This window comes from Priestia sp. D3YE.R1, from assembly GCF_049199565.1.
Lineage (GTDB): Bacteria > Bacillota > Bacilli > Bacillales > Bacillaceae_H > Priestia > Priestia aryabhattai.
Map to the genome: position 1 here is coordinate 372944 of NZ_JBLTHW010000003.1, position 23386 is coordinate 396329.

Annotated in this window: 22 protein-coding genes and 1 riboswitch; of the genes, 19 read left to right on the plus strand and 3 right to left on the minus strand. The window is 38.2% G+C overall.

Annotated elements, in window-relative coordinates; all coding sequences use genetic code 11:
- Positions 1 to 80: 80 nt before the first annotated feature.
- The 4 genes from ACOZIR_RS20230 (at position 81) to ACOZIR_RS20245 (ending at position 3474) form a co-directional block, all read left to right on the plus strand.
- Positions 81 to 1091 carry an LLM class flavin-dependent oxidoreductase gene (locus ACOZIR_RS20230; RefSeq protein ID WP_045290412.1) on the plus strand — a complete coding sequence of 337 codons (1011 nt, stop codon included), beginning with the start codon at positions 81 to 83 and terminating at the stop codon, positions 1089 to 1091.
- A 60-nt stretch (positions 1092 to 1151) separates the two neighbouring features.
- Complete coding sequence (locus tag ACOZIR_RS20235; RefSeq protein WP_045290409.1) at positions 1152 to 1781, plus strand: alpha/beta family hydrolase; 630 nt, start codon at positions 1152 to 1154, stop codon at positions 1779 to 1781.
- 27 nt (positions 1782 to 1808) lie between these two features.
- Entirely contained in the window at positions 1809 to 2525 is a 717-nt protein-coding gene (locus ACOZIR_RS20240) for a helix-turn-helix transcriptional regulator (RefSeq protein ID WP_045290407.1), read from the plus strand.
- Between the two features lie 64 nt (positions 2526 to 2589).
- The gene (locus tag ACOZIR_RS20245) at positions 2590 to 3474 is read left to right on the plus strand and encodes a DMT family transporter (protein ID WP_045290405.1); all 885 of its coding nucleotides are present in this window, start codon (positions 2590 to 2592) and stop codon (positions 3472 to 3474) included.
- 37 nt (positions 3475 to 3511) lie between these two features.
- On the opposite strand, the gene ACOZIR_RS20250 is transcribed toward ACOZIR_RS20245, so the two are convergent.
- Positions 3512 to 5131 carry an ABC-F family ATP-binding cassette domain-containing protein gene (locus ACOZIR_RS20250; RefSeq protein ID WP_028413463.1) on the minus strand — a complete coding sequence of 540 codons (1620 nt, stop codon included), beginning with the start codon at positions 5129 to 5131 and terminating at the stop codon, positions 3512 to 3514.
- A gap of 505 nt (positions 5132 to 5636) precedes the next feature.
- Between ACOZIR_RS20250 and ACOZIR_RS20255 the strand changes: the two genes are divergently transcribed.
- The 3 genes from ACOZIR_RS20255 to ACOZIR_RS20265 are packed head-to-tail and all read left to right on the plus strand — an operon-like array spanning position 5637 to position 9543.
- A complete protein-coding gene (locus ACOZIR_RS20255) occupies positions 5637 to 7214 on the plus strand; it encodes a spore germination protein (protein WP_045290403.1) in 1578 nt (525 codons plus the stop codon).
- A gap of 6 nt (positions 7215 to 7220) precedes the next feature.
- Positions 7221 to 8348, plus strand: a complete 1128-nt coding sequence (locus ACOZIR_RS20260; RefSeq protein ID WP_045290401.1) for a spore germination protein — start codon at positions 7221 to 7223, stop codon at positions 8346 to 8348.
- On the plus strand, positions 8332 to 9543 hold the full coding sequence (locus tag ACOZIR_RS20265; RefSeq protein ID WP_045290399.1) for a Ger(x)C family spore germination protein: 1212 nt from the start codon (positions 8332 to 8334) through the stop codon (positions 9541 to 9543). The genes ACOZIR_RS20260 and ACOZIR_RS20265 overlap by 17 nt, the downstream gene beginning before the upstream one ends.
- Positions 9544 to 9703: 160 nt before the next feature.
- Here ACOZIR_RS20265 and ACOZIR_RS20270 read toward each other — a convergent pair whose 3' ends face one another.
- Complete coding sequence (locus ACOZIR_RS20270) at positions 9704 to 10144, minus strand: YtoQ family protein (RefSeq protein WP_045290397.1); 441 nt, start codon at positions 10142 to 10144, stop codon at positions 9704 to 9706.
- Positions 10145 to 10314: 170 nt separating this feature from the next.
- Here ACOZIR_RS20270 and ACOZIR_RS20275 point away from each other — a divergent pair, with 170 nt between their 5' ends.
- The 3 genes from ACOZIR_RS20275 to ACOZIR_RS20285 all read left to right on the plus strand — a co-directional run bounded on the left by ACOZIR_RS20275 (position 10315) and on the right by ACOZIR_RS20285 (position 13590).
- Positions 10315 to 11226: an ABC transporter ATP-binding protein gene (locus ACOZIR_RS20275; protein WP_045290395.1), complete on the plus strand. Its 912-nt coding sequence runs from the start codon at positions 10315 to 10317 to the stop codon at positions 11224 to 11226.
- Positions 11219 to 11986, plus strand: coding sequence for an ABC transporter permease (locus tag ACOZIR_RS20280; protein WP_310878720.1), 768 nt, complete (start codon positions 11219 to 11221; stop codon positions 11984 to 11986). The genes ACOZIR_RS20275 and ACOZIR_RS20280 overlap by 8 nt, the downstream gene beginning before the upstream one ends.
- 101 nt (positions 11987 to 12087) lie before the next feature.
- Positions 12088 to 12194: riboswitch (SAM riboswitch) on the plus strand.
- Positions 12195 to 12279: 85 nt separating this feature from the next.
- Positions 12280 to 13590: a Na+/H+ antiporter NhaC family protein gene (locus ACOZIR_RS20285; protein ID WP_045290391.1), complete on the plus strand. Its 1311-nt coding sequence runs from the start codon at positions 12280 to 12282 to the stop codon at positions 13588 to 13590.
- Positions 13591 to 13629: 39 nt separating this feature from the next.
- Here ACOZIR_RS20285 and ACOZIR_RS20290 read toward each other — a convergent pair whose 3' ends face one another.
- Complete coding sequence (locus ACOZIR_RS20290) at positions 13630 to 13758, minus strand: hypothetical protein (protein ID WP_272946311.1); 129 nt, start codon at positions 13756 to 13758, stop codon at positions 13630 to 13632.
- 124 nt (positions 13759 to 13882) lie between these two features.
- Between ACOZIR_RS20290 and ACOZIR_RS20295 the strand changes: the two genes are divergently transcribed.
- From ACOZIR_RS20295 to ACOZIR_RS20335, 9 genes are all read left to right on the plus strand, one after another.
- The gene (locus ACOZIR_RS20295; protein ID WP_045290389.1) at positions 13883 to 14842 is read left to right on the plus strand and encodes a LacI family DNA-binding transcriptional regulator; all 960 of its coding nucleotides are present in this window, start codon (positions 13883 to 13885) and stop codon (positions 14840 to 14842) included.
- Positions 14843 to 14927: 85 nt separating this feature from the next.
- Positions 14928 to 15176, plus strand: a complete 249-nt coding sequence (locus tag ACOZIR_RS20300) for a transcriptional regulator SplA domain-containing protein (protein WP_045290387.1) — start codon at positions 14928 to 14930, stop codon at positions 15174 to 15176.
- 112 nt (positions 15177 to 15288) lie between these two features.
- On the plus strand, positions 15289 to 16317 hold the full coding sequence (splB, locus tag ACOZIR_RS20305; protein WP_045290385.1) for a spore photoproduct lyase: 1029 nt from the start codon (positions 15289 to 15291) through the stop codon (positions 16315 to 16317).
- 151 nt (positions 16318 to 16468) lie between these two features.
- Positions 16469 to 16912 carry a hypothetical protein gene (locus ACOZIR_RS20310; protein WP_045290383.1) on the plus strand — a complete coding sequence of 148 codons (444 nt, stop codon included), beginning with the start codon at positions 16469 to 16471 and terminating at the stop codon, positions 16910 to 16912.
- Positions 16913 to 17013: 101 nt separating this feature from the next.
- Positions 17014 to 17250, plus strand: coding sequence for a hypothetical protein (locus ACOZIR_RS20315; protein WP_013056931.1), 237 nt, complete (start codon positions 17014 to 17016; stop codon positions 17248 to 17250).
- 174 nt (positions 17251 to 17424) lie between these two features.
- Positions 17425 to 19077 (plus strand): DUF2339 domain-containing protein, encoded by a 1653-nt coding sequence (locus ACOZIR_RS20320; RefSeq protein WP_045290380.1) that lies wholly within the window; start codon positions 17425 to 17427, stop codon positions 19075 to 19077.
- 127 nt (positions 19078 to 19204) lie between these two features.
- A complete protein-coding gene (locus tag ACOZIR_RS20325) occupies positions 19205 to 21286 on the plus strand; it encodes a DNA topoisomerase III (RefSeq protein ID WP_045290378.1) in 2082 nt (693 codons plus the stop codon).
- A gap of 83 nt (positions 21287 to 21369) precedes the next feature.
- The gene (locus ACOZIR_RS20330) at positions 21370 to 21807 is read left to right on the plus strand and encodes a YrvL family regulatory protein (RefSeq protein ID WP_310878723.1); all 438 of its coding nucleotides are present in this window, start codon (positions 21370 to 21372) and stop codon (positions 21805 to 21807) included.
- Positions 21808 to 22048: 241 nt separating this feature from the next.
- A complete protein-coding gene (locus ACOZIR_RS20335; protein WP_045290375.1) occupies positions 22049 to 23383 on the plus strand; it encodes an FAD-dependent oxidoreductase in 1335 nt (444 codons plus the stop codon).
- The last annotated feature ends 3 nt before the right edge of the window (positions 23384 to 23386 follow it).

Consider the following 23386-nt stretch of genomic DNA (forward strand, 5'->3'; position numbering starts at 1 on the left):
AAGCAAATTTCAAGACGAATTCATATTTTTCTCCTACAATAGATACAATAGAAATTGAAAATCGAAAGGAAGAATCAGCTATGATTAAGCTAAGCGTATTGGATCAGTCTCCTGTTTCAAGCGGATCAACACCAAAGGAAGCGTTAGAACGCACGGTGGAGCTGGCTAAATTAACCGAAGAGTTAGGCTACCATCGCTTTTGGGTAGCGGAACATCATAATACGAACGGTCTTGCAGGCTCATCTCCGACACTTTTAATGACTCACTTGGCATCTCACACGAGCCGAATCCGAATTGGATCTGGAGGAGTCCTTCTTCCTCAATACAGTCCGTATAAAGTAGCAGAAGATGCTCAGCTGCTTGAAAATCTGTTTCCGAATCGAATTGATTTAGGTCTGGGACGCTCGCCGGGAGGAGATGCGCTGACGCGGCTAGCACTCACAGATGGAGTCCGTAAAAGCCTTAATGAATTTCCGCGTCAAATTAAGGCGTTAAAAGGACATCTTGAGCATAATTTGCCGTCTGACCATCCGTATTACGGGGTGACAGCTTATCCGTTAAGTGAAACAAAACCAGAACTGTGGCATCTTGGTATCAATAAAAGAGGAGCAAGATCAGCTGCTGAGCTGGGCATCTCTTTTACGTTTGGACACTTTATTTATTCAGTTGGTGGACAAGAAGCCATTCGTCATTATAAACAAGAATTTATCCCTTCTTCCTATCAATCAAAGCCTAACACCAATGTATGCGTATTTGTTGTATGTGCTGAAACAACAGAAGAAGCGGAGGCGCATGCCAAAACGTTGGATGATTGGCTGTTGAAAGTAGCCAAAGGCGGAGATACGACGATTTCATCGATAGAAGAAGTGCACAAACGTTCTTATTCAGAAGAAGAGCTTAAAAAAATAAGCACTAATCGTCCGCGTATGATTATAGGAAATCCTGCTGAAGTAAAAAAAGGACTAACTCAGCTGCAGCAAAAATACGATAACGACGAATTTTTAATTATTACAAATATCCATGATTATGAAGCGAAAAAGAAGTCTTACGAACTGCTTGCAGAGCTATTTCCTCAATCCTCATTTTTTTAAGAAAAAGATGGGGTTTTTTTACGGAATTAAATGTTAGAATATTTAAAAAGGAGGAGTGACATGCACGTAGATCAAAAAAGTGTAAACAGCCAAACTCATAGAATTACCTATACACATATTAAAACAGGAGGGCCTCGCATTTGCTTTATGTTTTCAGGGCTAGGCTATACGTACGAAAAACCGCTGTTGTATTATGTAACGATGCTGATGATAAAACACGGAATTGACGTGGTTCATATTCACTATACATACCCAAAAGAGCTGATGACAAAGTCTACAGATGAGATTGCAGGTGTTATGATGCAAGATATTGATCTCGTGCTGCAAGACGTTTTATCTCACGACGACTATAAAAATATCATATTTGCAGGAAAATCGATTGGCACAATTCCGCTGATTCAGCGAATGATGAAAGATGATGCTTACAAAGATGCAGTGATGCTTTTACTGACGCCGCTTTTAACCAGATCGGAACTGTTTGAAAGTTTACTAGAAAGCACTCATAAAGGTCTTATTGCAATAGGAACTCGTGATCACTATTATACTGAAGCAGTCCATCAACTAAAAACAAACAAAATGAATATCGCAGTCATCGAAAATGCCGATCATTCATTGGATGTTTTGTATTCTCCAGCAGAATCGTTAAGGGCGCTGGAAACCGTTTTGAACGGCATAGAACAGCTTTTGTGAGATATGAAATAAGGAAAGGAGAACGAAATGGATACGCTACGTGAAATTATTTGCGAAAAAAGAGCCTACAGCTATTCACCTCATACCCATGATCATAACTACAGCCAGCTTCTGTTTCCGCTAGCAGGTGCTCTTGATATTCAAGCAAGCGAACAGCACTTAACGCTGAAAGAAGGATGCTTTTACATTCCGCCTCGTCAGCTGCATACGTATCAAGCTAAAAATACAAATGAATGTTTGGTCGTTGATATTCCGTTGAAGCTTACAGAAAGTGCGCATCTTTCTCAACAAGCAGCTTTTATTCAATGGGATTCAACGTGGAAAGCCATTCGCTACCTTTTACTTGATGAGCTTCAAAAAAGCACTGACAGGGGGGCGCTTGAAGATTTGGTCCGTTACGTTCAGCATTATTTGCCAAAGACACAAACGTTTAAATCCATTGATTACCTTCATGCTAACTTTAATCAAGAGTTAAACATAGAAAGTCTTGCCAAGCTGGAAAATTATCATCCCGCCTATTTTTCCGCTTGGTTTAAACAAAAAACGGGTTATTCGCCTCAAAGTTATGTAGCGCATATACGTTTAAATAAAGCAAAAGAACTGTTAAAAGAGACGAGCTACTCGGTAACGTATATTGCGCATGAAGTTGGCTATCACAGCTTGTCTTCATTTACAAAATGGTTTGCAAAACAAGAAGGAATCTCACCGACGCAATATCGAAGTATCTTAAAAACAGACAAGTAACATCATAAAAGCGGAAAAACTTTTTTCTTTCTTTTAGCTATGATAAAAGAAAGGAGATGGAACGATGAATACTTCATTATCAAAAATACTTATTTTATGTGCTGCTGTACTATGGGGAACTACAGGAACTGCCCAAGCTTTAGCATCTGCTGAAGCGCATTCTGTGGCGATTGGAGCCGTGCGTTTAGCTGTAGGGGGACTGTCGCTTCTTGCAGCTTGTCTTATACAAAGAAAGAATATGGACTTAAGACGTCTTCCTATCCTGCCTCTTGCGGTTGCCGCAGCAAGTATGACCGCTTATCAGCCGCTGTTTTTTTCAGCCGTTATCAAAACCGGCGTTGCAGTAGGAACAATGGTGGCAATTGGCAGTGCGCCGCTTTTGTCAGGAGTGCTAGATTACATAGTTTACCGTAAGAAACCTACAAAAAAATGGTTGCTTGCCACGTTTACGGGTATTATAGGGTGCTGCTGCTTGTTGTTAAAAAAAGATAGTCAAATCGACGTGATAGGTTTGGGTATGGCCATAGGAGCAGGGGCATCTTTTGCTTGCTACACGACTGTTAATAAAAGCATTGTTGGGCATGTTGATCCGCAAGTGGGCGCTGCTCTTGTGTTCACAGCCGCCGCCGTTTTACTGATACCATGCTGGTTTATGTACGATATGAGCTGGCTAGTCTCTTTAGATGGCATAGGGATTGCTCTTCACTTAGGAATACTTACGACCGCTCTTGCTTATGTATTATTTTCTACAGCACTCAAGTCGGTGCATGCGTCTACCGCCGTCACGTTATCCCTAGCAGAGCCTGTTACAGCCTTTTTACTTGGCGTTTTTTTGCTGGGAGAATCCCTGACTTTGGTAAACATATGCGGTGCAACATTAGTATTTGCTAGCTTAGCGATTTTAACGTATTCTCCGAAGTCATCGCTAAATCAAGAGGTGCGTATATAAAAAAATCCCCCTTTCTCTATAGAAAGGGGATTTCTTATTAAGCGTACATGCCTGCTACTTGTTTTTGCAGGTTGCTGTCTTCTAAATACTCATCGTACGTCATTTGCTTGTCAATTACTCCATTTGGCGTAATTTCAATTACACGATTTGCAATCGTTTCAACGAACTGATGGTCATGAGATGTGAAAATCATTGAACCTTTGTAGCTGATAAGTCCATTGTTTAGTGCTGTGATTGATTCTAAGTCAAGGTGATTCGTAGGATCGTCTAGTAAAAGAACGTTTGAACCGCTTAGCATCATTTTAGAAAGCATACAGCGAACTTTTTCTCCTCCGGAAAGAACGTTTGCTTTTTTCAACACTTCTTCACCAGAGAATAGCATTCTACCTAAGAAACCGCGTAAGAAGCTTTCGCTTTGATCATTAGGTGAATACTGGCGCAGCCAGTCTACTAAGTTTAAATCTCCGTTTTCGAAGTACTCGGAGTTATCTTTAGGGAAGAAGGCTTGAGACGTTGTGACACCCCATTTGTACGTACCGCTGTCTGCTTCCATTTCACCCATTAAAATCTTCATTAATGTTGAATTTGCAAGTTCGTTGCGGCCTACAAGAGCAATTTTGTCATCTTTATTCATAATAAAGCTTACGTTATCAAGAACTTTTACGCCGTCAATTGTTTTTGTTAGACCTTCAACGCGAAGTACGTCATTTCCAATCTCACGTTCCGGCGTGAAGTTCACGTATGGGTAACGACGAGAAGAAGGACGGATGTCATCTAATGAAATTTTATCAAGCAATTTTTTACGAGACGTTGCTTGTTTTGATTTCGATGCATTTGCGCTAAAGCGAGCGATAAAGGCTTGAAGCTCTTTAATTTTTTCTTCTTTTTTCTTGTTCGCATCTGACGCCATTTTTTGTGCCAATTGGCTTGATTCATACCAGAAATCATAGTTACCAACGTAGACTTGGATTTTACTGAAGTCAAGGTCAGCAATGTGCGTACATACTTTGTTTAAGAAGTGACGGTCATGAGATACAACAATGACTGTGTTTTCAAAATTAATTAAGAACTCTTCTAACCATTGAATTGCTTGAATATCCAAGTTATTCGTAGGCTCATCTAAAAGTAATACATCAGGTTTTCCGAATAAAGCCTGTGCAAGAAGCACTTTTACTTTTTCACTACCCGTTAGTTCAGCCATTTTTTTGGCGTGAAGATCTTCAGAAATACCTAATCCTTTTAAAAGAATAGCTGCTTCTGATTCTGCTTCCCAACCGTTTAATTCCGCAAATTCACCTTCAAGCTCAGCTGCTTTCATTCCGTCTTCATCTGTGAAGTCTGCTTTCATATAAATAGCATCTTTTTCTTGCATTACTTCATAAAGGCGAGCGTGCCCCATAATAACGGTTTTCATAACTTCTTGATCTTCATATTCGAAGTGGTTCTGTTTTAAGACAGCAAGGCGTTCGCCAGGGCCCATATGTACATCACCAGTTTGAGATTCAATTTCACCAGATAAAATTTTTAAAAACGTTGATTTTCCAGCACCGTTTGCGCCGATTAATCCATAGCAGTTACCAGGCGTGAATTTAATATTCACATCTTCAAATAACTTTCGGTCGCCAAATCGTAAACTTACATTACTAACTGTAATCATGTATGAGCAGTCCTCCAAATTCAATATCTATAAAATTATACCATTCTTTTTATATAAGAGCGATATGAATACAATATTTCAAACATAAAGTGTAACCGACACTTTAAGCACTCGTCAACCATTTAAGGGGTTTTTTGAGCGGTAAAACTTGATTATTCTAGCATTCACCAAAACATTGAGCGGCAAACCAGCATGTCTAAGCCTTCAGTAGTAAGCTATTTTTCATTTTTACGATGGATGTTGTATTCCTTTGTATAAGAAACAAAAAGAAGAATAATACTACCTGGTAAATAAAAGAATTTCTACGAAGTAAACACTGATATTTTACGGATGCTTATTTCTAGAATTGTTTTGTTAGAGACATAAATAGGGTGATTAACATGTGGGAATTAATTGTTTCCTATCTTCCAGAAGGGCCAGTTTTTATACAAGCAGTTCTGGTTTTTTTCATCCCGTATATAATCTACAAATTATTAAGCGGGATTCGTAATTCAGAGGAAGAGTGATGAAAGTGAAAAAATGGAAATCGACAATAAAAAAAATAGGGAACCATGCGAATGAAAAGGAAAATAAACAGGAATTTACACCTCAAAATTCACCTGATCATGTTACGGAGCATGTAGCTTTAACTCTAAAAGCAGTTAAAAATGAAATTGGTCATAACTCCGACGTTCATTTTCGAGAGTTTATTATAGGACGCACCGGCATTCAGGCAGCTATTATTTTTGTAGAAGGGCTCTCAGATAAAGATCTTATTGAAAAACATATTTTGTCATCATTGATGGCTGATTTTTCAAAAGAATACCAACAGGATCAGCTTTACGTAAAGGGAAGCCTTTCAAAACAGTTTATTAAAAGCCAAGTATTATCAATCGGTGATGTAGAAGAGGTTCATTTCATTAAAGAAGTAACATCAAAAGTCTTAACAGGATCTACGGCGCTTTTAATTGACGGGTTATCATCTGCCTTAATTCTTGGTACAAGCAAAGTGAAAACAAGGACGATTGAAGAGCCCGTATCAGAAGCATTAGTGAGAGGGCCAAGAGTAGGCTTCACCGAATCTTTAAGTGATAATACTTCTTTATTAAGAGGAAGCGGAGACATTGAAAATTTGTCGCTGGTGAAATTTCAAGTAGGAAAGCGTTCCAAAAAAGACTTAGTTGTTGCTTACATAAAGGAGATTGTTGATCCAGAACTAGTTGAAGAAGTAGAAAAACGAATTAAAAAAATTGATCTTGATAATGTACCGGAGTCAGGATATGTGGAACAACTCATTGAAGATAATTACCTTAGCCTATTTCCTCAGGTGCAGAATACGGAGCGTCCGGATCGTGTAATTGCTGCTTTGATGGAAGGGAGAGTAGCCATTTTATTAGACGGGACGCCTTTTGCTTTGATTGCCCCCGTTACGTTTAGCATGATGCTACAGTCGCCGGAAGATTATTATGAAAGGTGGATTCCCGGTACATTCATTCGTTTTCTTCGTTACATCGCAGTAGTTCTTTCCCTTTTTACACCGGCTTTGTATATTGCTTTTATTTCGTTTCACCCAGGGATGATTCCGACTAAATTGGCTATTTCAATTATAGGAACGAAGTCTGGAGTGCCATTTCCAGCGCTTATAGAAGCCTTATTCATGGAAATAGCTATCGAAATCTTGAGAGAAGCTGGACTCAGGTTACCAAAACCAATTGGTCCAGCAATGGGAATTGTCGGTGGATTAATTATTGGAGAAGCTGCTGTGCAGGCAGGGATTGTTAGCCCTATTTTAGTGATTATTGTAGCGTTAACTGCCATTTCATCGTTTGCTATTCCGCAATATAGCGTCGGGATTTCATTGCGTATTCTTCGCTTCATAGCTATGCTATGTGCTGCCATACTTGGATTATACGGCGTCGTTTTATTTTTCCTTTTTATGACCAGTCATTTGGTGAAACTAAAAAGTTTTGGCGTATCTTACATGAGTCCAGCGGTACCCTATCGTTTAAGTGAATGGAAAGACTTGATGGTCCGTATGCCTCTTATGATGATGAAAAGACGTCCAAAGATGATGCACACCAAAGATTCTCTACGAAAAGGATAGGAGCTTATGAAAAAAGGAAGTGAATCAGTGGTAATGATAAATTCAAACGATCGTATTACGACGCCACAAACAGCTATTATTGTCATCAATTTTATACTTGGAACTGGTATTCTGACGTTGCCGCGAACAGCTGCGGAACAAGTGAAAACACCAGATGTGTGGTTAACTGTTATTCTAGGAGGAATAGTCACCATAATAGCAGCGATAATCATGGTGAAGTTAAGCCGGAAATTCCCTGGAAAGACGTTTTATCAATACAGTAAAGAAATTACAGGGAAATGGTTGAGTAAGTTAATTAGCTTGCTCATGATAGGTTATTTTTTACTGCTTGGTGGTTTTCACGCCCGTTCATTGGCAGAAGTAACCGGATATCTCTTGCTGGAAGAAACGCCGACGTGGGCTATTATTATGCCATTTATGTGGATAAGCCTCTATTTAATTAGAGGGGGCATTAATCCAATCGCTCGACTGTTTGAAATTATATTCCCTATTACCGTTATTCTTTTTTTACTGGTAGCTTTTATGAGTATGAAAATATTTGAAATAGATAATCTGCGTCCAGTACTTGGATCAGGAGTCCTTCCTGTACTAAAAGGAGTAAAAACAACTGCTCTTGCATTCACGGGTCCTGAAATTATGTTAATCATTTTAGCTTTTATGAAAGAACCTCACAAAGCAGGAAAAGCTGTGCTAGTTGGAATTACTATTCCTATATTTATTTATGTGATTACGGTTGTAATGGTTATCGGAGCGTTATCGATTGATGGAGTAGTAATAAGAACGTGGCCAACGCTTGATTTAATAAGAAGTTTTGAGCTGACAGGCTTGATTTTTGAACGATTTGATTCCTTGCTGCTAGTTGTATGGATCATGCAGATGTTTGCTTCTTTTACTATTAACCATTACGCCGCTTCATTAGGACTGTCTCAGCTTTTCCAAAAAAACATTCATCCATTTATGTATGGTTTGCTTCCGGTTATATATCTTATTTCCATGATTCCTAAAAATATTAATGATGTATTTAAATTGGGAGATGTGATTGGCAATATCGCCTTAGTTTTATTTGGCTTTTTGCCGCTGCTTCTTCTCATTATTTCAAAAGTAAAGGGAGTAAAGTATGAAACAAACCTTTAATCATTTCCAGTTCCTATTGGTTTTGTTTTCTGTTTTTTTGCTCTTTCCTCTGGCAGGCTGCTGGAGCAGTCATGAAATTGAAGAGCAAAGTTTTGGAGTGGGTGTGGCCTATGATAAAGGTAAGGAGTCTATAGCTGAAAAAGAATTTGATGAACAAGGAGAAGGGTATACTAAAAAGAACCTGATTACGTCAACTTATCAACTGATCACTCCTCAAGTCGCAAGTTCAACGACTAAACAAGGAGGATCGCAGCAAAAATCTTACGTAAATATCTCGGAAACAGGAGATTCTCCTTTTCAAATGCTTCGTGAATTATCTTTAAGAAGTGATACTCCTTTAACTAGTCCCCATATGAAAGTAATGGTTATAAGTGAGGCTCTTGCACGAGCGTATAGTTTAGAGCAATTAGTGGACCAAACTCTTCGGGACAATGATTTTAGACCTAGTTGCCTTGTGTTTATTAGTAAAGGAAGAGCTAGCGACACGTTAGAATCAAAAACAGCAGGAGAGATCCCGGCTTTTCACCTGTATGGAATGATAGACAATACGTATCGAACGACGCGAATTTTACCGCCCATGCCGCTTATTAAATTAGCAAGCAAGATTCAAACTGGGTCTAGTTTTCTGCTGCAAAATGTATTGTCAGCAAATGGAGAAATCAAATTTGCGGGTGCTGGTATAATTAAAGGGAAAACAAGCAAAATGATTGGTTTTTTGAATGAAGAAGAACTAGATGGTTTGGCTTGGATCACAGGCAAAGGGAAAGGCGGGCTAGTGAAAAGCTTTGATAAAAAGACTGGTCAGCTGATTGTATACGAAATAGAGTCTATGAAAAGTCATATTCAACCCCATGTTAAAGGAAATAATATCTCTTTTGATGTACACATTGAATCAGTGGGAAGGCTATCTGAAAGTTGGATGACTTCAGGGAGCTCTTTTAATAATCAATTTTTACAGAATGCGCAAAAAACTTCAGAAAAAAAAGTAAAGTACCTGGTAAGAAACGTACTAGAAAAAATGCAAACAAAATATAAAGTTGATGTTGCAGGCTTCGGAAATCAATTGAGAATTAAGCAGCCTAGAACATGGATGAGGGTCAAAGAAAATTGGGATCAAACATTTAGTGAAGTGCCAATTAACTATGATGTGAAGTTAAAGATTAAAGATTATGGAGCATCCGGGTCAAAAAAGTAAGCACCCGACTGTAACTTTGCTTATCGTTATGTCAAAAATGAAACTCCCACAAGAATAATAATCTCAGAACTTCCCACGAAATACTCATCGCATGCTTCGTACGGAGCCTTCAATAAACAACAAATAAGAGCTGCCGGTTTTCGACAGCTCTTATTTGTTGTTATTCAAAAATATAAGCTAGTGCTTGAAGAGCCTGTTCTGGCGTTTCGACTACAACTTGCGCTTTGTTTGACAGTTCTTTAAGCGGGTGGTGCAGTTTTTCAGGACGAACCAAAATTAGCGGTTTATCTAATGCGATGGCTGTCGCCGCATCCATTGCGCTGTTCCACTGCTTGTATTTTTCACCAAATAAAGCAATGACCACATCAGATTTTTTAAGGAGCACCTGCGTGCGTAAATTATTAATTTGGGAAGCAGCTTCATCTTTTAAGACAGCATTAGGCTGTTTTCCTAAAATTTCTTCTCCAATATTATCGGAGCGGTCATGGTCTGTCATGGGACCGACAAAGGTAAGGGGAAGGTTTAATTGTTCCGCTTGGTTTTTAATTTCGTCTCGCCAGTTATCGTGAATTTGCCCGGCAAGGTATATGGTTAAGTTCATTATGTAGAAGTCCTCCTCTAACTAAGATTTGTTTTATTTTATCAAATGTAAGCGGATAATACGAATGATTTGAATGGGCTACTTTTCCAAAAATAAGGTTATAGTAGACAAATAGTTAAAAAAGAGAAACAATAGAAGGCGTATTGCTAATTAAAGAAAGGATGTACATGATGACAGAAACAGTGCTACAAGTAGATCATGTCAGTAAAGTAATTGGGAAGAAAACCATTTTGCATGATGTATCCTTATCGGTTGAGCGCGGTGAGATTTTCGGATTGCTTGGTCCAAACGGATCTGGAAAAACAACGCTAATTCGTACCGTAGTAGGACTCATTAAAGAAACAAAAGGGACAATTACCGTCAATGGGTTTCCATTAAAGGAACAGTTTACATCAGCTATGAAATCAATTGGAGCGATTATTGAAAACCCTGAGTTTTATGATTATCTAACGGGCTATCAAAATTTAAAACACTTTGCTAATATGCATGAAGGAATCACAGCAGAACGCTTGGATGAAGTGATTGCGCTAGTAAAGCTTGAAAACAGCATCCATGCAAAAGTGAAGACGTATTCTCTTGGGATGAGACAGCGTTTAGGAGTAGCTCAAGCTATTTTACATAAGCCTGCATTGCTTTTACTAGACGAACCAACAAATGGTCTAGACCCAGCGGGAATGAGAGAGTTTCGTACATATTTACAAACACTTTGCAGGGAAGAAGGCATTTCAATCTTAATCGCGAGCCACTTATTAAAAGAAGTAGAAGCATTATGTGACCGCGTTGGCATCATTCAAGACGGTGAGTTAAAAGCCGTTCAAGATCTATCTCCAAATCGTCAAGATCAAGGAATGTACGTAGAATTTGAAGTGTCTGACGCGCAAAAAGCAGCGGAACTTTTATCAAAAGAATTTGAAGTAACGATGAGATCGCATATTATCGACGTAGCGATTGTGAAAGAGCAAATTCCAGCTGTGAATGAAAAATTAGTGGACAGCGATATTTTAGTCTACCGAATTACCCCTGTGTATGAGACGCTTGAAGATTCGTTTATGTCCGTTACGGAAGGAGAGCACCATGCTTAAGTTAATTCAAAATGAACACATGAAATGGTTTCACAAAAGAAGTACAAAAATCACGTTTATCACAATAGGCATTTTAACTCTTTGTATGGCTCTTTTAATGAAGAAAGTGTCAAACAGTGCAGGAACAGAAGAAAACGTTTTGAACTTCCTGTCATTTAGTTCAGGTATGCTCATTCTTGTTCAATTTTTCGCTCTTGCTGTCGGAGGGTCAATGGTTGCAAAAGAGTTTGAAGCAGGTACCATTAAGCTTCTGTTAATTCGTCCGGCTAGACGTTCAACGATTTTAGCATCCAAATACATAACGCTCATTTTAATTAGCTTATATTACTTACTGAGCTATTTGCTTTTTTCATTTGTATGGGGAGCATTGTTCTTTGGATTTGCCAGTCTAGAAGGAGATGCGCAGCTGCTTAAAAACATTACGCTTACGTATGACAGTGCGTATATGGAAACGTTTATGATGATGACGTTCGCATTTATGCTGTCGTCTTTATTCAGAAACAGCGCGCTTGCTTCAAGTCTAGCTATTGTTGTAAGTATCGGGGCGAAAGCAGTAACTGGAATAGTATCACAGTTTGGTTTATGGTGGGGGAAATTTTTACTGTTCGCCAACACGAACTTTGTGCAGTATATGGACGGCATGAAGACGATGTTTGAGGGCATGACGATTTCATTTTCAATCTTCATCTTAGTTGCACACTTTGTCTTTTTTATGGGCGTAGCTTGGGCAGCGTTTTTAAAACGTGACGTAGCTAATTGATGTGAGAATTTTCTCACTATATATTTTTCTGAAATAGCATTTGACAATTATATAAAAAGAGATTACAGTAGTGAAAGACTATTTTTAAAACAACTATAAACTTCTTATCAAGAGAGACGGAGGGACTGGCCCTGAGATGTCTCGGCAACTGGCTGTACGCAGTGCGGTGCCAAATCCAGCAGACGATGTTTCGTTTGGAAGATGAGAAGGGTAATCTTATGATACAAATAAGAGACCTCTTCTTATCAATAAGAAGAGGTCTTTTTTTATTACGTAAACAAGAGGTGTTAAGAATGGAACAACAAAAAGGAAACGGCTGGGCGCTGTTACCGCTGGGCGTCTTTTTAGTCCTGTTTGTCGGATCAGGAATTATAACGGGAGATTTTTATAAGCTCCCTGTATTAGTGGCCATTATCATTGCAGCCATTGTGGCGCTGGCTATGAATCGTAAAGATTCACTTAATGTAAAAGTTGAACGTTTTGCTAAAGGAGCAGGGCATCCTGATATTATTATTATGGTACTTATTTTTATTTTAGCAGGTGCTTTTTCTCAAGTTGCTAAAGGCATGGGAGCTGTTGATTCAACGGTAAACTTAGCGCTTTCTGTACTTCCGCAAAGCTTAGTAGTAGTCGGAATCTTTGTTATTGGCGCATTCATTTCAATTTCGATGGGAACGTCAATGGGAACCATCGCTGCATTGGGGCCTATCGCTGTAGGAATCAGTGAGCAGGCTCATGTATCCATTACATTAGCAATTGCCGCTGTTATTGGTGGTGCAATGTTTGGAGATAATTTATCTATAATCTCTGATACAACCATTGCAGCAGTTCGTACGCAAAAAACAAATATGTCAGATAAATTAAAAGTAAACTTTTTTATTGTCCTTCCTGCAGCGATCGTTACGGTGATTCTATTGTTTGTCATGACGCTTGGCAACACGTCTTCAGTAGAAATCAAAGATTTCAGCTGGTTTAAAATCTTGCCATATATCGGCGTACTAGTGGCTGCTATATTTGGTGCAAACGTCTTAAGCATTTTAACTGGAGGAATTGTATTAGCCGGCGTAATTGGATTAGCTGATGGAAGCTACACGCTTTCTTCTCTTGCTAAAACTGTGACAGAAGGTATTGGTGGAATGTCGGAGTTAATTATTTTATCTCTTTTAATTGGTGGAATGGTTGAACTCATTCGCTATAACGGCGGTATTCAGTTCTTATTGAATTTATTAACACGACGTATTCAAACAAAAAAAGGTGGAGAATTCAGTATCGCTGGATTAGTAAGTTTAACCAATTTGGCCACGGCTAATAACACGATTTCAATTATTACGGCAGGTCCGTTAGCAAAAGAAATCTCTGATAAGTATTCAATTGATAATCGAAAATCAGCCAGTCTGCTTGACTTGTTTTCATGCAGCGTTCAAGGTCTTATCCCTTACGGTGCACAAATGCTTCTAGCAGCAGGATTTGCTAAAGTTTCACCAGTTGAGATTATTCCATTTACATTTTATCCAATGTTAACAGCTGTTTGCGGCATCATTGCAATTGTAATTGGATTTCCTCGTTTAAATAAAAAATCAAAATCATCTAAAGAGGCTGCGTAATATCAAACCCTTAAAAAGAATGTTCTTTTTAAGGGTTTTTTACTGTTTGAAAAAATCAACTGGCTTTTCTTTATCTAACTCCTTCCAAAGCGTCTCATTTTGTTTAAGTGCATAAGCCGCTCCTCCAATTTCAATTCCGCATAATAAAATGAATAATAAAATACCCATGAAATGACCTCCTTACGTAAATGAATAAAAACACGATGGTAACGGGTTTAGCTTATTGCTGTTTCACTTTATAATGAGAATAAAGTATGAAACGCGTTTCAGCGCAAGAGAAAAAGGTGAAAACATGACAAATATCCGAGATATCGCCAAAAAAGCTGGTGTATCTGTTTCGACTGTATCCCGGGTGCTAAATCATCATCCGTATGTAAAAGAAGAAAAACGCCGGCTGGTAGAGCAGGTTATTCACGAACTTAATTATGAACAAAACATTAATGCCGTTCACTTATCAAAAGGGAAAACAAATATGATTGCCGTCGTTTTGCCTTTTATTAATCATCCTTATTTCAGTCTGCTTTTAGAAGGAGTGGCATCTCAAGCGTTAGAAAAGCAGTATCAGCTTGTTATTTGTCAGACCAACTATGATGTGAAAAAAGAAGAAGAAGCGCTTCATATGCTAAAAACAAAGCAGGTTGATGGAGTCATTATTTGTTCTAGAGCCAGCAGCTGGAGCACCATTGAATATTATCAGCAGTACGGGCCCATAGCCGTGTGCGAAAATGTACAGAATCGTTCTATTCGCTCCGTATACGTTGATCATTATGCAGCTTTTAAGCAGGCGCTCCTGTATTTAAAAGAAAAAGGATATACGGATATTGGCTACTGTATTGGAAGAATGACGGGTACAAATAGTCAACAGAGGCAACAGGCATACAAAGAATATATAAAAGGAATAAATCAGCCTTATCATTCAGAATGGGTTTTTCAAGGCTGTTTGAATGTGACAGATGGTGAAAAAGTGGTGAAAAAATTGGTGCAGATGAAAGATAGGCCTCAGGCGCTTTTAGTAACAAACGATCAAGTCGCTATCGGAATAAAAGCTCAGTGCGAACAAGCCGGTATATTAGTTCCAGGGGATTTAGCTATCATTGGTTTTGATAATCATCCGCTTTCTTCATATTTACAAATCACAACGATCGAACTTCCTCTTAAAGAGATGGGAGAAACGCTTTTTACATTAGTCGGAAACAAGGCGACTCAAAAAATTGAGCTCCCTTTTCGGTTTATTGAGCGTAAAAGCGTATGAATTCTTGATGATGCCATGAGGTGTGTTTACCGGATAAAATGAGCAAAAGCGGACATCATACGAGTAAAGAAAGAAGAAAAGGATGATGATCGTGGAGAAAAAAGAATATCAAGTGGGAGATCAAGTATTTGTTATTTACCGAAATCCTCATACGGCGAACGTTGCCAATATTAATCAAGCTGAAATTGTTGAACATCCTGAAAACAAAGGTGAAAAAGCGCTGTTTCTGCATGAGTCTTATCATTTGTTAGCTGAAGATGATGCCGTGTATTCAACGTATGAAGAAGCAGAGAAAATGTATAACAAGATATTTGATTATGAACAATATAATTGACGCAAGGCTCTCCTTAAACAGAGAGTCTTTTTTGTTTGAAAAATAATTACCACGGATAGAGTCTTTTTGTTTTTCAAACGCTATTAGTATTAGAAAAAAGGAAGTGTACATGATGATAAAACCTTTTGTACCTCAATTAGTATACATTGAGCCGGGGGCAATGGAGTACCCGCTTGGTGTTCAATTAAAAGAAAAGTTTGAGAAGATGGGAATTGAGATTCGTCAAACAACTTCTCATAATCAAGTGCGTAATATACCGGGAAAAAATGATTTGCAAAAATACCGCAATGCCAAGTCCACTTTAGTAGTTGGTGTGCGTAAAACCTTAAAATTTGATACATCTAAACCATCAGCTGAATATGCAATACCGTTTGCAACAGGGTGTATGGGACACTGTCACTATTGTTACTTACAAACAACAATGGGAAGCAAACCATATATTCGCACGTACGTGAATGTTGAAGAAATATTAGGTCAAGCAGAGCAATATATGCGGGAAAGAGCCCCTCAAATAACGCGATTTGAAGCGGCCTGTACATCTGATATCGTAGGAATTGACCATTTAACACATTCATTAAAGCGTGCGATTGAATATTTTGGGGAAAGTGAACTAGGTCAATTGCGCTTTGTGACTAAGTTTCATCACGTGGATCATTTATTGGATGCTAAACATAATGGCCGCACGCGCTTTCGTTTTAGCATAAATGCGGATTATGTCATTAAAAATTTTGAACCTGGTACATCTCCTCTCGATTACCGGCTTGAGGCTGCTAATAAAGTTGCAAAAGCCGGATATCCACTTGGCTTTATTGTGGCGCCTATTTACATTCATGAAGGTTGGCAAGAGGGATACCGTCAGTTGTTTGAAAAGCTTGATGCTTCTATACCTGAAGAGTCAAGAGATGATATTACATTTGAAATGATTCAGCATCGCTTTACCAAGCCAGCCAAACGAGTGATTGAGAAAAACTATCCGAAAACAAAGCTTGAGATGAATGAAGAAGAGCGCCGCTACAAATGGGGACGTTACGGAATTGGAAAGTATGTATACGCAAAAGATGAAGAACAAGAATTAAGAGAGACGTTGGAATATTACATTGATCAGTATTTTCCAAATGCGAAAATCGAGTATTTTACGTAATTATTCTACAGTAATTGAAAAGTTATTTTGGCATCTTAGTCGAGATAGCTTTTCACTTTTAAATGCAAAAAATAAATTGGTTGCTAATAAGCTGAAAAAAGAGGTTATTTGTATCTCTTGTCGTATTACATACATAAGGGAGGTGACTGAGATGTTAAAAAACGAAGAGTTTGCGCTAACAAAAGAACTAACAAAAGAACAGCAAGAAGCTGCACGAAATTTTATTCAAGTGTTGTTCCAAGAAGATTTATCTGAATTTTGGAACATATTATGTGATATCGATAAGTCTCGTATTTACGGCTTGTATGAAGCAAACCACTATTATGATTCAGATGTTGAACTCCATGGGTTTGTACAAGAAATCAGAGATAATGTAAGAGCTGTTTATGCGCCTCTTCAAAGGCAAGGAGGTATTTCGACGAAGGTTCGATATACAAACGAAGGAAAGATGTATGTATACATATTAGGAAGTGGCGAAAACCCGAAGGTATATCCTGTCGGATTAATGCCTGAGACCTACATTGAAGAAGAACGTTTTTCTCAGCGTCTTCAAATTAGCATTTATAACGATGAGTTTCGAAACGTTGCTCTGTAAACCATATACCAATGGAAAAATAAAGAATAATAAAATTAATTTGTTAAAATAGCAATATTTGGGGTATGTAATAGGTATAACATTAAAAAGGGGTGAAAGAAATGCATTATTATCGTATTTCAGAAGGAGACCATGAAGAGTATTGTGAAACGATTCTGCTTCATGAAAAGAAGTTTTGCAAAGAAACATTTCAATCTATGGTGCGAGAAGCAATGAACAATAAGCCTGGTAAAATTGATCGTGTGGATATTGTTAAATATTTAATTGGTCACCATAGTTTTCAAGTAGCCCACATCGAAGCGGGGTTTCATAGTACATACAGCGAGAAAGTGACATAAAAAAATGCGGCCCATCCTATACAACGAACTTTTCTTTTGAAAAGGGCGCTGTATTTTTTTTTGCTAAAAATAGAATGTTTCTAAGTGATATTCCTTTTAATGGTATAATAGTTAAGTTCTGTAAGATATACATATAAAAATCACAAATACTTTAAAGAGAAAGGGTGAGGAAATATGGAAAAAGAAAGGATAGAAGAGCTTGAACGAAAAATAAGCAGTTTAGAAGAAGACGTAGCCACGCTAAAGTCGCTCGTATATAAAACAAATTCTCCTAGACCAGCAGTTCACGCTCCTCCCAAGCAGCGCCAGGAGACGATTAAACGTCCTGCTCAAACAGCTGCTAAAAGCTCACAGGCAATAGAAGAACCCGTTGATTGGGAAAAAGTTCTTTTTCAAACATGGCTGCCGAGAATTTTTATTTTTGTGTTTATCATTGGCGTGCTATGGGGATTTAAAGCAGCCTCTGACTATGGGTTAATGAATGAAAAAGCAAAAGTTGTTCTCGGCTTTGTTGTTTCGATAGGTTTTGCTGTGACAGGTCATTTCCAAATTAAAAAGGGCAGGCTGGTGCTCGGGCAAGTACTTGTAGGAGGAGCCGTTCCTATTCTCATGTTAACGACGTTTGCGATGCATAGCCTGTATCATTTAACGGGACCAACGCTTGCTTTTATCCTAAATGCGAGCTGGATTATCCTAGGGATTATTGCGACAGTCTTTTATCGTTCGCAGGCATTAGGGATTATTAGCGCAGTGGGAGGCGTACTAGTTCCGTTTCTAATTGAAAGTAATTCGCCTAATGCGCTCGTTTTCGTCGGCTATGAAACGCTTCTGTATATAGCCTTTTTATATGTGGCAGTCAAACAAAAATATTCTATTTTATATGTGCTTTCTGCGGTACTATTAAATCTTACCCTGCTGATTTACTATTCGTTTGTTGGCGATAATGGTGTAAAAGAGTTATTAGGTATGGCGATTCTTATTCAGCATTTATGCTTACTTTCTAGTTTTTTTCTATCAAAGTCCGTACTGCAAATATATGCGTTTACTCTTTTATCAAGTTTAGCAGTTACGTACGGCTGGCTGCTCGCCGTTTTCAACGATGGCACGACTACACTGGTGCTGCTTGCGTTAGTTATTATTTACGCATTCGGTGCTTACGCAGCAAGAAGTTCTAAAGAGAAATTTGAATTTTTTATTACCTATTTAATTGTTGCAGTAGCGTTTTTTATTCATCAGCTCGTCGATTTAAGAGAAGGAGTGATTTTATATGTGATTCAAGGGCTGGCTGTTTACTATATAGCCATGACGTATAAAAATCTTCTTCATCAACTGTTTTCTTATACGATTTATATATTGAGCGCCACGTATATCTTAGTTACGCCAATCGAAGAAGTGCTGTCTTTTCCTACATTAAATTGGCTTGTTGTGTTAGCGTCTATTCTAGTATTTATATGGATCAGCATTCAAAAAACAGAAAAAGATGAGCATGATACGTTCAAAATTGGAGGAAGTATTGTTTTTTCTATTCTTTCTTTAATTTTTGCAACGGAAGTGACGGTCGCTGGCACCAATGATTTTTCCGCTAATACACAAACGCTTATTATGACGGCCGTTTGGCTAGTGCTGTCCATTGCTGCATTCGTGATAGGATCACTTAAAACGTTTAAAACAGCAACGTATGTCGGCGTGGGCATTTTGTTCTTAACACTTTTTAAACTCATTTTATATGATTTACCTTTTATCCCAATAGCTATCCGGGCCCTGTTATTTATCGTCTTAGGAGCTATCGGTTTAATTATTTCGCGACTATTTTATAAAAAGAAGTAGCCAGAAGCTGAAGAGAAATTCTTCAGCTTTATTTATTATAATAGTATTATGTAAACTTAACCTTGAAGTCGTACAAAAAGTATACAATCATGTATAATGGAACAAGTGAATTGGAGGTATACATAAAATGAAATCACTTGTATTAGCAGAAAAGCCAAGTGTAGCACGTGATCTTGCGCGCGTACTTGGCAGCACACAAACAAAAAAAGGGTATATTGAAGGGCCAAAGTATGTCGTAACATGGGCACTTGGTCATTTAGTTGAATTACAAACACCAGAGGATTATGATAACCAATATAAAACATGGCGATTAGAAGATCTGCCAATCATGCCTGAGAAAATGAAATTAAAAGTAATTCGTAAAGTGAGCTCTCAGTTTCGCACAGTATCCGATCTAGCAAAAAGAAAGGATATTGGAGAGTTAATTATTGCGACTGATGCAGGGCGTGAAGGAGAGCTTGTAGCACGCTGGATTATGGACAAGGTACGCTGGAACAAGCCGTTTAAACGCCTTTGGATTTCGTCTCAAACGGATAAAGCAATTCGTGACGGGTTTAAACAGTTAAAGCCAGGAAAAGAGTTTAATCGATTGTATGATTCAGCCGTTTGCCGTTCAGAAGCCGATTGGCTTATCGGTTTAAATGTAACGAGAGCGTTAACGACTAAATACGAAGAACCATTGTCGGCAGGAAGGGTCCAAACACCGACGCTTGCGATGATAATTGAGCGTGAACAAGTGATTAACACATTCAAACCTAGTGAATATTGGACGCTTACAGCTCAGTTTTCATCTTTTGAAGCAGCTTGGCAAAAGGGCAGTGAAAAGCGCATTTTTGATGAAAAACGCGCAAAAGAGCTGCACTCAAAATTATCAGGTGAGGCAGTTGTAAAAACAATTAAGCGCAAAATGCATAAAGAAGCGCAGCCGCTTCCTTATGACTTAAACGAACTGCAGCGAGATGCTAACAAACGCTTTAACTTCTCTGCTAAGAAGACATTAAATGTACTTCAAAAGCTATATGAACAGCATAAGTTAGTCACCTATCCACGTACTGATTCCCGTTATTTAACAACAGATATGGTTTCTACTATGAAAGAGCGTTTGGAAAGCATCTCTGCTGTATATAAAGAAGAGGTTCGTCCAATTTTAAGAAATGCACAGCTGCCAAAGCGAGTGGTTAATAACGAAAAAGTAAGTGATCACCATGCTATTATCGTGACGGATCAGCCTGTGTTTTTACAAGACCTATCAGCTGATGAACGAAAGCTGTATGACTTAATTGCAAAGCGATTTATTTCATTATTTTATCCCGCATATGAGTATGAAGTGGTTAAAGCAGAGCTTGAAGTAAACGGGGAACAGTTAGTAGCAAGCGGAAAGCAAGTCGTGAATGTAGGCTTCAAAAAAGTTTCTGGCGGAGACTCAGAAGTAACGGTGAAGCTGCCTGATATGGAAGAAGGCAGCAAGCTGCTCATTCAGGATGTAAAGATGAAAAGTGCATTTACAGAGCCGCCGCAGCGCTATACAGAAGCAGATCTTCTTGGACAAATGGAAAAACATAATTTAGGTACGCCGGCAACACGTGCAGATATTATTGAAAAGCTTCTGCAAAATGAATCTATTGATCGCCAAAACAATCGTCTGCATGCAACCAAAAAAGGAAAGCAGTTGATTGACTTAGTAGCGGACGAGTTAAAGTCTCCTGAGCTTACGGCTAAATGGGAACGTGACTTAGAAGCCATTGCTAAAGGAAAAGGAAATGCAAAAGAGTTTCTAACAAATATTCGTGAGCAAACGGAAAAGCTGGTTAAACAAGTAAAAACAAGTAATCAAACGTACAAACCCCATAATTTAACGGGCTCTAAATGTCCAGAATGCGGTTCGTTCTTAAAAGAAAAGAAAACAAAGCAAGGCAGAGTGCTCGTTTGTTCAAGCCTTGAGTGCAGCTATAGACGCGCAAAAGACCCTAAACTATCGAACCGACGCTGTCCGCAATGTCATAAACGAATGGAAATTCACTCAGGAAAAGCAGGGACGTACTTCCAATGCCGTTCATGTCAAGTAGTGGAAAAAGCTGAGGACAAAAAGAAAAAGATTTCAAAGCGAGAAGAACGAAAGCTTCTTAACAAATACAACGATGACGGAGCATTTGGTTCAAGCTTGGGGGATGCTTTAAAACAAGCTCTTCAAGATAAAAAAGATAAGTAACGTAGAAAAGTGCGATACCATGGTATCGCACTTTTTTGGTATAGTATGGATTAAGAGATGAGTAAGCAAGGTGGCGTGGAACAATGAAAAGAAAAAGCAAGGGAATGGATCGTTTAATTGCGTTCTTTATAGCAGGAACGATGGTGCTAATCATTTTAGCTATCTTAATGGGAAGCTACTTTTTTGGTTTTATAGGCTTCCTTAAAGTGATGGGAGTGGAATATGACTCTTACTGGGCTATATGTTTATTTCTATTTTTTATTTTTGTGTTTGGCTCTGTCACAGAGCTTTTTTCAAAGGCACTTATTTTTTTAATGAAGAATGCTAGGATGAACAGAGTACTATTTATAACATCTGCAGCTTTTGTGGATATCTTTTTTACTTTTCTATCAGTTTATATAGCAGACTTGCTTGTGAGCGGAATCACTGTATCTATTTTAGCGGTGACTCTTTTATCCGTCTTATTCTTTTGTATGGAGAGTGCATTGGATAGTGAGTTTCTACGTGAAAAAAAAAGCTGATGAAGTTTTTCATCAGCAACGCATCAACAAAAAAAGCGCATCATATCAAGCTTCAACGCTATTTAAAGAACTCTGTAACATATTTTTTTAAAAAAGTATGTGATTTTTTTCACATATCTCTTGAAAAAGGACAAACATGTTTGTATAATAAGAATTGTAAAAGATATGTGAAACATTTCACAATATATGTGAATAACTTCACAATATCATATTTTCTATAATCCTAAGGGGGATATCATCTATGAAAATTGCAGTAGTAGGGTGTACACATGCAGGAACAGCAGCAGTAAAAAATATGGCAGAACTTTATCCAGAAGCTAAAATTACAGTTTATGAGCGAAATGATAATGTTTCATTTTTGTCTTGTGGAATTGCGCTCTATGTAGGCGGGATCGTAAAAGATGCAAATGGCTTATTTTACTCTTCACCGTCTGAATTGCAGGAGATGGGTGTAAATATGAAAATGAAACATGAAGTGACGAATATTGATACAGAAGACAAAAAAATAGCAGTGCGAAACTTAGAAACAAACGAAGAATTTGAAGATACATTTGATAAATTAGTAATGACAACTGGATCATGGCCGATTATTCCAAACCTTGAAGGCATCGATCTAAATAATGTTGTGCTTTGTAAAAATTATCAGCATGCCAATCACATTATTGAAAAAGCAAAACAAGCAAAAAAAATCGCCGTAATTGGTGCTGGTTATATCGGTGCAGAATTAGTAGAAGCCTTCGAAGTGTATGGAAAAGAAGTCACGTTTATTGATAGTGCGGATCGCATTTTAAATAAATATCTTGATCCAGAATTTACGAACCTAATGGAAACTGAGTTTGAAAATCGCGGAGTTACATTAGCATTAAACCAAGCGGTTACTAAATTTGCAGGCAGCGATGGACGTGTTGAAAAAGTAGTGACAACTGAAGGTGAATACGAAGCGGATCTTGTGATTTTGTGTGTTGGCTTCCGTCCAAACACAGACTTAGTAAAAGGACAGGTCGACATGCTTCCAAACGGCGCAATTGTGGTTGATGAATATATGCAAACAAGCAAAAAAGATATATTTGCTGCCGGAGATAGCTGTGCGATTTACTACAATCCGATTAAGAAACATACCTATATTCCGCTTGCTACAAATGCGGTTAGAATGGGAACATTAGTAGCTCAAAACCTTGTTAAGCCGACGATTAAGTATATGGGAACACAAGGGACATCAGGGTTGCATATTTATGATTACAATGTTGCGTCTACCGGCATAACTGAAACAGCGGCTTCTCTTTTTGATATGAATGTGAAAAGTATCACAATCTCTGAAAATAACCGACCAGAATTCATGCCAACGTACGAAAATATCACGTTAAAAGTAGTATACGAAGAAGAAACAAGACGAATTGTAGGAGCGCAGGTTATTTCTAAAATTGATGCCACTCAAGCAATCAATACATTGTCTGTATGCGTACAGCAAGAAATGACCATCGATGAGCTTGGCTTTATGGACTTTTTCTTTCAACCCCACTTTAATAAGCCTTGGCATTTCTTAAACCAAGCAGGGCTTCAAGCGCTTAAAGCATAAAAA